The 14763-nt window shown below is 43.5% G+C and carries 8 protein-coding genes; all 8 read left to right on the forward strand.

Annotation, left to right across the window (positions count from 1 at the left end; genetic code table 11):
• Nucleotides 1–21: 21 nt before the first annotated feature.
• The 8 genes from ABEG20_RS05080 to ABEG20_RS05115 all read left to right on the forward strand — a co-directional run bounded on the left by ABEG20_RS05080 (nt 22) and on the right by ABEG20_RS05115 (nt 14675).
• Entirely contained in the window at nt 22–1134 is a 1113-nt protein-coding gene (locus tag ABEG20_RS05080; protein ID WP_406826301.1) for an alginate lyase family protein, read from the forward strand.
• Nucleotides 1135–1239: 105 nt separating this feature from the next.
• Nucleotides 1240–2373 (forward strand): glycoside hydrolase family 105 protein, encoded by a 1134-nt coding sequence (locus ABEG20_RS05085; protein ID WP_406826302.1) that lies wholly within the window; start codon nt 1240–1242, stop codon nt 2371–2373.
• 6 nt (nt 2374–2379) lie between these two features.
• Nucleotides 2380–3318 carry a DUF4886 domain-containing protein gene (locus ABEG20_RS05090; protein WP_406826303.1) on the forward strand — a complete coding sequence of 313 codons (939 nt, stop codon included), beginning with the start codon at nt 2380–2382 and terminating at the stop codon, nt 3316–3318.
• Nucleotides 3319–4016: 698 nt separating this feature from the next.
• On the forward strand, nt 4017–7187 hold the full coding sequence (locus ABEG20_RS05095) for a SusC/RagA family TonB-linked outer membrane protein (protein WP_406826304.1): 3171 nt from the start codon (nt 4017–4019) through the stop codon (nt 7185–7187).
• 15 nt (nt 7188–7202) lie between these two features.
• Complete coding sequence (locus ABEG20_RS05100; RefSeq protein WP_406826305.1) at nt 7203–8876, forward strand: RagB/SusD family nutrient uptake outer membrane protein; 1674 nt, start codon at nt 7203–7205, stop codon at nt 8874–8876.
• 34 nt (nt 8877–8910) lie between these two features.
• Entirely contained in the window at nt 8911–11733 is a 2823-nt protein-coding gene (locus ABEG20_RS05105; protein WP_406826306.1) for a SusC/RagA family TonB-linked outer membrane protein, read from the forward strand.
• Between the two features lie 12 nt (nt 11734–11745).
• Complete coding sequence (locus ABEG20_RS05110) at nt 11746–13401, forward strand: RagB/SusD family nutrient uptake outer membrane protein (protein WP_406826307.1); 1656 nt, start codon at nt 11746–11748, stop codon at nt 13399–13401.
• Between the two features lie 2 nt (nt 13402–13403).
• On the forward strand, nt 13404–14675 hold the full coding sequence (locus tag ABEG20_RS05115) for an acetylxylan esterase (RefSeq protein WP_406826308.1): 1272 nt from the start codon (nt 13404–13406) through the stop codon (nt 14673–14675).
• Nucleotides 14676–14763 lie beyond the last annotated feature (88 nt).

Consider the following 14763-nt stretch of genomic DNA (forward strand, 5'->3'; position numbering starts at 1 on the left):
CTTATTAACCAAATAAAACCTATGAAGCAATTGAAATTTTTTCTCCTTATTTTATCTACAACCACGCTGTTATGCACACTGCCGGGGCAGCAAGTTTTTGCGCAACATCGGCTAAAGGGGATGCATCCGCAACAGCAGATTGATTTTGTTAAGAAACAGCTCAAAGCCAAAAAAGAACCTTATTTATCAGCCTATAAGGCCTTGCTGGTTAAAGCAGATTCGGCTTTGCTGGTCACGCAACATGCGGTAGAAGATTTCAGTATTCCGGGTTTTTATGTTGACAAGGAAACCCACCGCCGAACTTCACGGGCGCTACAGGTGGATGGTTTTTCGGCATACAGTTGTGCCCTGGCTTATCAGCTAAGTGGTAAAACAAAATATGCCGATAAAGCCGTTTATTTTCTCAATGCCTGGGCATCGGTTAATAAAAAATATTCGCAACTGGATGGTTCACTGGTGATGTCGTATTCCGGTACCGCCTTAATGATCAGTGCCGATTTGCTAAAAGGTTATAAAAGGTGGAAGCCAAAAGAAGTTAACCAGTTTAAATGGTGGACAAAAAACGTATTTCGTGCTGCAGCAAACAGTATCCGGTACCGGAACAACAACTCCGGCGATTGGTCTCGCTTGGCTTCTTTACTTGCTGACACCTATCTGGAAGATGAGGAAGATATGCGGCAAAACATAACCTTGATCAAGAAAGATCTTTTTGATAAGATTGCTGCAGATGGCCATATGGTTGAAGAAGTTAAGCGCGAGAAAAAGGGCATCTGGTACACCTATTTTTCTTTAGCACCACTTACCGCATCCAGCTGGATTATCTATAACCAGGCAGGAGAAAACCTTTTTACTGCATCCCGGGATGGGGCATCATTCAAAAAAGCGCTTGATTATTTGTTTTACTTTAATCAACATCCCAAAGAGTGGAAATTTTTTAAAGACCCGGATACTGGGAGTGTACATACGGCAACAGGTTTCTGGCCGGCCAACTTACTGGAGGCGATGAACGGCATTTATCCTTCGCCACAATTTGATAATTACCTGGCACCATATCGTCCCGTCATGTATACCACGCACGATTATGCCTGGACATTTCCAACCCTCATGCCCTTACGATTAAATGGATACCAATAAATTATTTACCATGAAAAAATATGTATTCCAATTATTATCGCCGGCCTGTCCTTTATGCACCAGCTTAAGGGTTTATCAAAAATAATCAATTAAGAAATGAAAGATATGAATTTAAAACGACTGCTTTTGGTTTTACTATGGAGCTGCTATACTGGATTAAGTGCCTTTTCAGCTCAAAAACCTGTAAAAAGAGATTCCACTTTGTCAACTGCAAACATTTTTAAAACGATGCAACGGGTTGCAGACTGGCAATTGAATACCTGGAAGAACAAAGGCTTTAATCATCGGAAAGCGGACTGGACCAATGGTGCCTGCTATACCGGTATTTTTGCTTTTGGCAACCTGCGGGGCAATGAACGGTATCTGCAAACGCTGGTTGATATTGGAAATGATTTGGGCTGGAATACCGGGCATTTGCGCTTTTATGCAGATGACTATTGTGTAGGACAAACTTATGCGCAGCTTTATAGCAAATTTAAGCAGAAAAAGATGATTGCGCCTTTTGTGCTGCAGGCTGATAGCATTATTAGTCAGCCACATGACGAACCTTTGAACTGGAAAAACAATATCCAGAAAAGAGAGTGGGCCTGGTGTGATGCCCTTTTTATGGGGCCTCCATCCCTGGCTTATCTGAGCACGGCTACCCGAGATGAAAAGTATCTGAATAAAGCCGTTAAATTGTGGTGGAAGACCACCGAATTTTTATATGACCCTTCTGAGAAGCTATTTTTTAGAGATGAGAGTTTCTTTAATAAAAGAGAGAGAAACGGACAAAAAATATTCTGGTCAAGAGGCAATGGATGGGTGTTGGCCGGCCTGGTAAGGGTGCTGGAGAATATGCCGAAAAATCACCCGGACAGAAATAAACTGATTTTGCTTTATCAGGATATGGTATCCAGGGTGGCAGGATTACAGCAGCAAGATGGCAGCTGGCATGCTTCGCTATTAGATCCTGCAAGTTTTCCGGTTAAGGAAATGAGCGGTACCGGCTTTTTTAGCTATGCCATTGCCTGGGGCTTAAATCACGGTATTTTAGAAAAGAAACAATACCTTCCTGTGGTAGAAAAATCATGGAAAGCCATGGTTTCTGCCGTGCATGAAGATGGGATGCTAGGTTATGTACAACCTATTGGCGCAAGTCCGGATGCCGTAAATGCCAGTAGTACCGAGGTATATGGCGTGGGTGCATTTTTGCTGGCGGGAACACAATTGTATGAATACCTTAAGAAACTAAAATAGACGATTATGAAGATTAATATGAAACTACAGTTCTCGACTTTAATTAGGTTGAGCATATATTCCCTTTTGCTGGTTTGCCTGGCCGCAAATGTTTTTGCTCAAAGCCGGCAAGATACCTTACGTTTATTTATTATAGGGAACAGTTTTTCTCAAAACGCATCCGCCTTTTTGCCACAGCTGGCAAAAGAAAGAGGGAAAACGCTCATTATTGGACGTGCTGAACTTGGTGGACATTCTCTTGAGCAGCATTGGGGTTATGTGGAAAAAGCAGAAGCCAATGCTGATGATCCCAAGGGAAAACCTTACGGCGGAAAATCATTAAAAATGTTGTTGGGGCAAGGGAAATGGGATATGGTTACCATTCAACAGTATTCTTACCTTTCAGCAGATTCTTCAAGCTACTATCCATACGCCAGCAAACTAGTTGACTATGTTAAAGCATTGCAACCCCACGCGCGTTTGGTGGTTCATCAAACCTGGGCATACCGTACCGATGCAAAGAAGTTTGGACGTATAGCAGAAGGTAAAGTTGCAGCGAGTCAGCAGGAAATGTGGCAGAAATCACGTGCGGCTTACCATCTTCTGGCAAAGCGGATTAATGCCCTGATTTTACCAGTTGGTGATGCTTTCGAAGTTGTAGCCGAAGACAGGAAATATGGTTTTAAGCCTGATTTTTCATTTAATTATGAGCATCCCACAGCCCCAAATTTGCCAGATCAGACCCATTCGATCAATGTGGGGTACTATTGGAATAAAAAAGAACTGGTATTCGATCCTAACCATGCCAATGATGCCGGGAAATACCTGGGTGGACTTATCTGGTATGGGATTTTGTTTAATGACTCAGTTAAAAATATCAGATTCAAGCCTGAAAATGTCTCCGAAGAGTTTGCCCAATACCTTCGTAAAGTGGCGGCCAACACCATATTGAAAAAGAACCATTAAAATATGCAGATACTAAACTTTAATCCTCTTGAAGGATAAGTTATGGTATGAAAATTACTGTGAATGACAGATGAATTTATTTGGTAATATCACTCGGGAGCTCGTGATTCCCAGCTCTATTGGGAATCACGAAGTGCTCATGAACGCCACTGAATAAAAAAACACACATCAATAATTGTAGTTCAAGCGCTCTAAGATTCCCGCATGCGCGAGAATGACGACCGGACTATTTATGAGAACCTTTCAATGGCAGCCATTTGACTTAGAAAACACAAACTTTCTAGAAATAAACTGAAAATATCAGCCATCCGTACAAAAACAAACCATTTCCGTACAAAAGTGAACCCTCTGAACTAGCTAAGCATATAGATTTGTGGTAACCAAATAAAAACCAAAATATTATGACAAGCTATTTCTTAACCATCCCCATCACTATAAATGAGGAAAACACCAAACCGGAATTACGAGCTTTAACGTTGGACATTCCTTTTTACCTGATAGGCATTTCTCGGAATCAGGTTTAGCTCAAAATCCCGGATCACGACGCTTTTCGATGCTTTCACATCTCTATTTTTAATTTGGCGAGAAGCCTGCACCCTTTTGGGAATTAATGAATACGCATCCGCGTGTCTTGGAGATTTGTATTGCGCAAAAAGCAGAAATATTTGAAAATTAATTCTAACCATATTCCCCGATAGATGATAAAAAACATAACCCTAAGGTCTAAAGGCTGGCTTCTTTTGTTTGCGGCATTTTGGTGTAAGGCACAGGCGTTGCCGGCCAGGCCCATAAAAATTGCCGTCAGCTTCGTTGCCAAACGCCCTGCAATGTGGTTTCAGGAAATAACCGGAACCGTTAAAGATGAAAAAAACCAACCCATTCCAGGTGCAACCATCAGAATAAAAGGTACCACTACGGGCGTTCAGACCGATCTGGATGGAAAATATAAAATCAATGTTAATCCTGGGCAGGTACTTGTGTTTTCAACTATTGGGTTCGAAAGCAAAGAAGTTACCATAGGGGATGCTGGTGTAATCAACATCACGCTGATCTCCGCAAGCAGTTCGCTCAGTGAAGTAGTGGTAAACGGTTATTCAACACAAAGAAGATCAGCCGTTACCGCTGCCATCAGTACCGTTTCGGGCCAGGATTTATTGAAAGCACCGGTAACCAATGTAAACAACGCTTTGGCCGGTCGCGTGCCGGGTCTTGTGGTGCAGCAAACTTCCGGACGCCCGGGGATTAACGGTGCAGCTTTGTATATCCGTGGACAGGTTTCGCCCTCCGCCACAGCCCTTATTATCGTAGACGGTGTGGAACGGACATCTTTCGGTGATATTGACCCCAATGAAATTGAAAGTATTAACATATTGAAAGATGCTTCGTCTACCGCGTTATATGGTTTGAAAGGTGCGAACGGCGTATTTGTAATTACCACCAAGAGAGGAGTAGAGGGGCCTGCACGGGTAACATTTTCCGGTAATCTGGGCATCATCAGTGCCACTTCCCGTCCTGAAATTCTGGGCGCCTATGAAAGTGCCATGTTGTTAAGCGAAGGGCAGCGAAACGTAGGTGAGCCCCGAACCTTTACTGATGAGGATCTAGCGATTTTTAAAGCCGGAAATGGCAATCCATTACTTTACCCTGATGTGATGTGGTACGATGAACTGGTTAAAGACCATTGGATGCAGAACCAGCAAAACCTGACCATATCAGGCGGCAGTGATAAGGTAAAATACTTTACCTCGTTTAGCCATATGCGCGAGGAAGGAAATTTTAAGGAATTTAAAACACCATTGGATTATTCGACCTCCCCAAGCTACAGCCGTTACAATTTCAGGGCCAGGGTAGGCATAGACCTGACCAAAACCACTAATTTTGAGGTGAACCTTGCCGGCAGGAACGAACACCGTTACAGTCCGGCGGGAATGAGCGAATATAATGATCCTGCAGGGGTGGTCAGCAATGGCATTGAAGGGCTGGTGGGCCGCGCATTGAAAATGCCCTCATGGGCAGCGCCGTTTTTTAAAGAATACATCAATTCTGATGATCCCAGAATTATTGCCCTGGATGGAAACTATAACCATATCGTAAACTATGGTCTGGGCGGGGTAAATGCTTTCAATCCTTATGCGTTACTCACCTATGGTGGATATGCCTTTACCGATAACAATATTGCCGAATCGATTTTCACCGTAAGGCAAAAACTTGATTTCTTAACCCAGGGACTGAGTTTTAAGGCCCAGTTTGGCTACGATGCCACACAATTATCAGGAAAGTTGCAGCGTGGAAGCATAGGTTATCTTGAACTTGACAGGTCCAGCCTGGCACTAACACCCGTGGGTGGTACCTATAATGATTTTTTTGGGGCGCCTGCCTATTCCAGAAGTGGTTTTACCAAAACGAATCTGCAGTTGTTTTTAACCTATGGCAGATCGTTTGGCAAGCATAACATCAGTGCCAATCTAATCGGTCAGCGCGAACTGCAGGGCTCAGCTGCGGCTGCCGCTCCATATGCCAACCAGGGAATCATTTCGGAGGCTACCTATAATTATGGAAATAAATACTTTCTAACAGCCAGTGCAACCTACAATGGTTCAGAGAATTATGCTAAGGGTTATCGCTACGGATTTTTTCCGGCAGCAACCTTGGGTTATAATCTGGCCAATGAGGAATGGATGAAAAAATTTACCTGGATCAGCATGTTTAAAATCAGAGGTTCGATTGGAAGGGTAGGGATTCCAAGTCCCGGTACAAGCCGTTTCTATTACCAGAACAGGTTCGGTGCCGGATCAAATGTAGTGTTTGGAAACCCGAACAGCAATTTTAGTGCGCCAACTTATACGCAGTTACAATATGGCAATCCGTTTATCACTTTTGAGGTGTCTTTAAAACGCAATATCGGACTTGATCTTTCTTTATTCAAAGATAAGCTGAATATCACTGCTGACCTTTTTGATGATGAGCGTTCGGATATTTTAACTACCCGTTCGGCAACCAGTTTTGCAACATATGGCGCCACCGTGCCAAGTACCAATTATGGCGTCAATTACAACCACGGATATGAACTTTCCTTAACTTACCGCGATAAGATCAAAGATTTTACCTATTCCTTTACGGGCAACCTGAGTTATGCCAGAAACGAGCGCAGGGTACTGGACGAAGCGCCTGGTCTTGCTGGAAATCTGCGGGTAACCGGCAAGCCGATCGGTACCTATTTTGGATACCATGTACTCGGTTTTTATACAGATCAACAGGATATTGATAGCAGTCCGTTGAATAAAATTACAGCTTATCCATCTATACCCGGCGATTTTAAATATCAGGATGTTAACGGCGACGGCATAATTAATAACCAGGATGTGATCGCTATTGGGCATCCAAATATTCCGGAATATAATGCAAGTCTGAATATGCAATTTGGGTACAAAGGATTTCAGTTATCGGCACTTTTTAATGCGGTAACAAATGTGAGTTCGAACGTGGTGTTTCAAAGCGGCGGCCTTAACCAGTATTATGCACCGATGTTAAACAGATGGACGCCTGGTAATACCAATGCCAGCTGGCCGGTAATCCGTCCGGGCCTGAATGCAAATCCTAACGAAAGCCTAAACGACTTCACATTGCAAGATGCTTCTTACATCAAATTACGAAACGTGCAGTTTAGTTATAGTCTGCCTAAAAAATTGGTCAATAGAATTCGCCTAAATGGCCTTACCGTATTCGTTAGCGGTCAGAACTTAATCACCTGGACAAATTTTTATGGCATCGATCCTGAAAACAGCTTATCGGGGAACGCTTATGCCTCTTCAATAGCTACTATTCCGACTACTAAAGTTTTCAATTTTGGCCTCAATTTATCACTCTAATTAAAGGTTAGCATCATGAAAAAAATCATATATCTTTTGTTTTTATTTATTGTCTGTATTGGTTATTCCTGCAAAAAGGATTTTTTACAGCGTGATGTGGGCATACAAAGCGATCTTGAGGAAGTTTTTAAAGACCCCTTAACGGCTTCCCGTTTTGGCGACTTTACCTATACTTTTTCTATCTCAGATTATGGTCGCCTGAGCGGCTACAAAGGAATGACCTCACAATTTACAGATGAATCTATTGCAAATAATGGCCAGATCGAAGTGGCGGCCATGAACAGCGGTCAGTTTTTAGATCCGGGGGCTTCTGACGTAGCCGGGATTTACACCCAAATGTACAGGGGTATCAGAAATGCAAACCTGATGCTGGCTAATATGGATGAGGTACCCTGGACTGATCTTTACAATCCTAATTATATTAAAGGTGAGCAACTTTATCTACGTGCTTACTTCTATTTCGAACTGTTGAGGCGCTTTGGAGGGGTTGTGATATTAACCCAGCCACAAGACTTTACAGAAGCCTCTACAGATCTTCCACGCAGCAGTTATGCAGAAACTTTTAAGTTGATTTTAGGTGATCTCGAACAGGCCCTCGCGCTGTTGCCATTAACCAATGCCGATTGGCCAAACCCGGCAGCACAATCCAACCGGGCTACGGGGGCTGCGGTAATGGCACTTAAAGCCAGGGTCCTGCTCTTCGATGCCAGCCCCTTAAATAACCCGGAAAATGATCTGGCAAAATGGAAAAAAGCCGCAGAGGCCTCAAAGGCAATTATGGACCTGAATAAATTTTCACTGGAACCCAACTACGCCAATGTACTCACGGTAGCCAACTCCAACGAATATATCCGGATCTGGCCCCGTGGTGGCCGTGGATTTATAGGTACCTACCTAAGCGACTTTTTAATTCCTACCAGCTATGGCGGGGCACAATCTAACCTTTCGCCTGTTCAGAATCACGTTGATCTCTATGAAATGGCGAACGGGAAACCCATTACCGATGCCACTTCAGGATACAATCCGCAAAATCCTTATCTCAACAGAGATCCACGCTTTTATATTAACATTCTGTATAATAATGCCACCTGGCAGGGGCGGGCGGTGCAAACCTGGCAGTCTGAACCTAATGCCCAGGGTATTATTACTTACGGAACCGATATCAGTACCGCCACTTCCATAACCAAAACCAGTTATTACCTGAAAAGACTCTGGCCGGAGGCTTCACGTTCCGGCTCAACCGCATCAGCCTTACTGAATTATGTTTTTTACCGATATGCAGAAGTGCTGATCAATTATGCCGAAGCTTTAAATGAAGAAACAGGGCCAGGCGCTGAAGTGTATAATGCGGTAAATGCCATTCGCCTGCGCGCTAAGATGCCGGTTTTACCGGCTGGTCTCAGTCAATCTGAAATGCGCGAACGCATCAGAAACGAAAGAGCCATTGAGTTTGCTTTCGAAGACATGCGCTGGTGGGATATCCTTCGCTGGAAAAAAGGTGCTGAAATTGTGGCCCAGCCAATGAAGGCCATGAAGGTGATTAAAAATGCCAACGGCACTTTCAGCTATAATGTGATCGAATTGCCTGCATTTAAAAAAGTATTCAATAACAACATGTATTTGTACCCTATTCCCCGCGCAGAAATGAACAAGACCAGTGGCGCATTGAAACAGAATCCGGGTTGGTAGTTTTTGGATTATACATCAATTTAAAAGATAAGAAATGACAAGATATATTAAATGTTCGGGCGTTATGGCGTGCATTATCAGCTATCTGTTCACCTGCACGGCCTTCGCACAAACCAGTGGTACGCAGGATACCGTTAGGATTGTGAAAGCTAACCGCGCAGACTCGACGGATAAATTAATAGAAATTCCTTTTGCTACGCGCAGCAGAGCAGAACTGAATTATGCCCAAAGCTCGCTTCGCTACCATCAGCTTACGCAAGTACCCATCAGTAATCTTTCTGGTTTACTGGCGGGGAGGTTAAGTGGCTTTTTATTCAGGTGGACAGGTAATCAGCCGGGCGGTGGAAACGTGTCCTATCAAATCCGTGGAAAATCATCCTATGCGCAAGGCGCTACGCCAGCTTTTCTGGTTGATGGAATTGAACGTGATTTCGAAGATATGGATATCAGCGAAATTGAAAGTGTAACCGTATTAAAAGATGCTGCTGCTTTAAACTGGTATGGCCTGAATGGAGGCAATGGCGCAATTCTGGTCACCACCAAAAGAGGTAAGATAGGGCAGAACCTCATTTCCTTTGATGCGCAGGGCGGTTTCCAATCTGCCAGCAACCTGATCAAGCCCTTAAATTCATTTGATTTTGCTACTTTATATAATCAGGGCTTAACCAATGTAGGCCAGGCACCTGCTTACAATGATGCAGCACTTGAAAATTATAAAAACCAAACCAACCCTTACCTTTATCCGGATAATAACTATTTAGACCGCTTTTTGAGCAAAAGGGCAGCTACGCAAAGATATGCACTCACGTTTAGCGGAGGGAGCAACAGGGTGCGTTATTTCAGCTCCGTGAGCTATTTTAATCAGCAAGGTCTTTTTAGGGAAACAGAAACACCCAACTACGATTCTAACTATGGCTACAAACGTTATAACTTTCGCATCAATTTAGATTATGATGTGACCAAAACACTTACGCTGACCTTGTTGGCAGGCGTGAGGAGCGAAGTACGCAATGATGTTGGTGATGGCACCAGCACGGTTTTGAGTAACCTGTACAACTTACCACCAAATGCCTTTCCGATTTTAAATGCAAATGGATCTTACGGCGGAACTTCACTCTTTCAAAGTAATCCCCTGGGCCAGTTACAGTCTACAGGATTTTCCAGAACCACCACCAATATATTGCTGGCCAGTATCATGGCCGATCAGAAAATGGATTTTATTACCAAAGGCCTTTCGGCTAACTTATTCTTTTCTTATGATGGTTATGGTAATTATGGTGATGGATTGTCTCAGAACTATGCAGTTTTTAATCAAACCGTAACACCTGTACAAACTTATCGCACGCCGGCGGTTATTGCCTACCGTACTGCAGCTTTCCAAACCAATACCAAAAATAATGAGCTCTGGTTTGGCCTGGATTACAACAGAACTTTTGCTACAGATCACCAGGTAAAGGCAAACGTAAGGGCGCAGCAATATGTAAGTGCGGCGGTAGACCGTTTGGATTACCGTTCACGGATGATTGTAGGGCGGGCAGATTACAGTTTTAAGCAACGTTACCAGTTGGGATTTACGGGGAGTTACTCCGGATCTGAAAACTATGCGCCTGGAAGACGTTTTGGTTTTTTTCCGGCGGTATCGGCAGGGTGGTTAATATCTAAAGAAGATTTTCTGAAAGATGCTTCAGTGATCAGTTATCTGAAACTGCGCGGATCTTATGGTCGCTCAGGTAATATTGGCCCAACTTACGATGCCAATGGTAATGTGGTCAGACTGCCATACCGCACGCTGTTTACCAGAGACGCGGGACCATTCTTAGGGTCAACTTTTTCTACGTCTACCACAGCCAGACTGGTAAGTCCTGCTGGTAATCCCTTAACCACCTGGGAAAAAATAGACCGGTTGAACCTGGGTACAGATGTAGATTTTTTTAAAGGCGCACTTTCCTTCTCTGTTGATTATTTTGATGAAAAAAGAACGGATATCCTTGGGCCCGCGAACTTACCTGGGATCCTTGGGATAGCGATTGCGCAGGTAAATTCTGGCAAGGTAAGCAGCAAAGGATTCGATGCCAGTGGAACTTTCCATAAAAAAATTGGTGAAGTGCTGATCAGTACCAACGCGAACTTTACCTATGCTAAAAATATTATTTTGGAAAGAACGGAGAATGTATTGCCTAACCAGTCTACCATAGGCCGGTATGTGAATGGCGGAAATTATTACATCGCTGAAGGTATTTTTCAGAGCCAGGCAGAAATTAATGCCAGTCCGAAGCAAACCCTTTCGAGCCTGGTTGTGCCGGGCGATCTGAAATACAGGGATGTTAACCATGATAACATCATCGATGCCAACGATGCCATTTCCAGCGACTATACCGATATCCCGAAAATATATTATGGCTTCGGTTTTAATATCCGATACAAACAGTTTGATTTAGGCGCACAGTTCCAGGGCCTTGCTGGCAGAACTGTAGATATTTCTGATATTTTTTACGCAGGTCCGAATGGCTTAAATCAGCTCAGTTTAGATACCTGGACCCCGGCCACAGCAGCCACTGCAAAATATCCCCGTATCGGAATATCAGACAATGGAAACAACACGGCCAATTCCACCTTTTGGTTGTATTCAGGAGATTTTTTAAAACTCAGGTCTGCTGAAATCGGATACAGTACGCCACAAAGCTTTAACCAACGCTTACGTTTTAAAGGCGCCAGGATTTTTGTGAGTGGTAATAACATCTTCTCGATTTCCAAACTCGGAGAACTGGGCATTGATCCCGAAACCCCCAATGCAGGTCGTTTTTCCTCTTACCCTTACGTAAAAACCTTTGCAATAGGCTTAAATGTTAAATTTTAATTCAAAATGAGTATGAAAAAGAATTTATATGGTATATACATCGTTCTGGCAGTTTTGCTCATGGGCATTAGTGGTTGTAAGGATGAATTTTTTGAACCCTCGTACAGTGAAGGTCCTGTTAACGAAGAAGCGATCTGGAATACGGACAGGCGGGTGCGCGAGTATTTAAATAACGGATATAATTACATGCTGGCCAGGTATAATGTTGATGGCTCGGGTGCATTAATGGCCAGTGGAAGTGACGAAGCCGTAAATTCAAACTTAAACAGCAATGTAAACATCTTTAATAATGGCAACTGGAGCAGTTTAAGGACTTTTGATGAACAGTATACCAACCTTTACAATGGCTTATGGGTGGTCAATACTTTTCTGGAACGATCGCCCACGGCGGTGATTTTTCCGGCAAGTGATCTTCGCGGATTAAGGGGAGAAGCATTTTTTCTACGGGCTTTGTTACACTATGAGTTGTTCAAAAGATATGGAGGGATTGTTCTTGCCACCCGTTCCTTTTCGCCGGTGGAAGACCTGAATATTCCCCGCAATTCTGCTGATGAGGTTGTAAAACAAATTGTTAAAGATTGCGACTCGGCCATCAGTCAGATTCCGGCAGCCTCCACAAAAGATTGGGATGCCGCAAATTACGGACGTGCAACAAAGGCTGCGGGAATGGCACTTAAAGCAAAAACGCTGCTGGTTTACGCAAGTCCTTTATACAATACGGGCAACGATCTGCAACGCTGGCAAAATGCTGCCAATGCAGCAAAAGATTTAATCGACTTAAATAAACACAGCTTATTAAGTACCGCCTTATTTCCAAACTTATGGGATTACACGACCACTGCAACCTCTTATAACAACGAGGTAATTTTTGCTACGCCGGCAAGCAACACCAATGCTATCGAAGCCAATAATGCGCCCATTAGTTTCACCGGTGGGTTGGGCAGAACAAACCCGACGCAGAATTTGGTTGACGCATTTGAAATGACCAATGGCAAGGCCATAACCGACCCTACATCAGGCTATGACCCACAAAATCCTTATGCGAACAGAGATCCGCGTTTAAACCAGTTTATTGTAGTTAACGGCGCAAATTTTAAAACAGGAAGCTTAACACGAGCTGTAGAGACCTATGAAGGTGGACGTGATAATGTGCCTTCCAATGTAAACAGTACAAAATCTGGTTATTACCTGCGGAAATTTTTAAGCGGTAACGCTACTTACAACATTACCGGTACCACGAGCGTAAGAAGGCCTTGGGTATTGTTTCGTTATGCAGAAATTTTACTGATCTATGCAGAGGCCCTGAACGAATCTGGAGGTCCGAATGCGGAGGTTTACAATGCGATAAATGCGGTACGTAACCGCGCCGGAATGCCTGCACTGGCCGGGTTAACACAATCGCAAATGCGCGACAGGATTAAAAATGAACGCCGGGTAGAATTGTGTTTCGAAGAACAACGGTTTTTTGATGTCCGCCGCTGGAAGGACGGGGAAAGTAATTTTAACGGAGCAGTTAGGGGGATGAAAATCACGAAGGTGGGTACTGCGCTAACTTATAGCCCATTTGTAATTGAAAACCGAACCTTTACCAGTAAAAATTATTGGTATCCGTTTCAACAATCAGAAATCAATAAGGCCAGTAAACTTATTCAAAACCCAGGGTATTGAGTATGATGAACAGACTAAAATCCTTTGCCCGTCAAGGCAGTTGGCACGTCAACATTTGGAAGAAAAAAGCATTGGCCTGCGTGATTGGTCCGGTGTTTTTATCGGCTGGAGCGTATGCGCAGAAAACAGACCGCTTTATGGGAGAAATCGTTAACTATGATGAAAGTGCCGTGCCTGCCTATACTTTACCCGATATACTGGTTACTGCAAGGGGCAAAAAGATTAAAAACGTCTCCATGTGGGAAAAGCAGCGCAGACCCGAACTTTTAGCCCTGTTTGAAGAACACATTTACGGAAAAACACCAGAAGGTTTTGATAGTTTAAAATTTGCGGTGACCAACGAAAATGCAACTGCCATGGCTGGAAAAGCCCATTTGAAAGAGATAGTAATTACGGCATGGAATAATGGTCATTCAGTATCTTTTCCCGTCGTGCTCTTCACCCCCAATAAGCGGACAAAACCTGTTCCGGTGTTTTTACTGATTAACAACCGCAGTAGCAGGAATACAGATCCGACGAGATTGGAAAAAAGTACTTTCTGGCCAGCCGAAATGGTCATAGACAGCGGTTACGCCATAGCGGCCTTTCATCATTCGGATGTAGCGCCTGATCGGAAGGATAGTTATCAGAACGGTGTATTAAATCAGTTGTTTCCTGCAGAACTGGAAAAAAATAATGGCATGAAAGCCATTGGCGTGTGGGCCTGGGCGGCAAGCAGGGTAATGGATTATTTTAAAACGGATAAAGAAATCGACTTTAACAAGGTTGCGCTGGTAGGGCATTCAAGGGGTGGTAAAACTGCCTTATGGTCTGCAGCCCAGGATCAACGCTTCGCCATGGTATTCAGCAGTTGCTCAGGCAGTACGGGTGCAGCACTGGCCAGGCGTAAATATGGAGAAACCATAAGCCTGATCAATAAACAGTTTGGTTACTGGTTCAATAATAATTACAAGAAATATAGCAATGATGTAAATAGCTTGCCTGTAGATCAGCATATGCTCATCGGTTTGATTGCGCCAAGGCCGGTTTATACAACGAACGCTACTGAAGATCGCTGGGCAGACCCTTACGGCTCATTTCTTTCATTGGTACATGCGGAGCCTGTTTATGATCTCTATGGTAAGAAGGTTAGTCTGCCGAAGGAGATGCCTGCGGTGAACAGTCCAATTATTAATTCGGCTATAGGTTACCATTTCAGGGAAGGAAAACACGACCTCAATGTTTATGACTGGGCAAATTTTATCCGCTTCGCCAATTACCATTTTAATCTTTAAGGTTTAAGGTTAAGTCCTTTTAAAAATTGATAGATATTTTTCTTCAGTTTCCTGTAGTTAAAAAAGTTTAATGTAAAGAAAATTTAGT

Source organism: Pedobacter sp. KACC 23697 (genome assembly GCF_045348445.1).
Classification (GTDB): domain Bacteria; phylum Bacteroidota; class Bacteroidia; order Sphingobacteriales; family Sphingobacteriaceae; genus Pedobacter.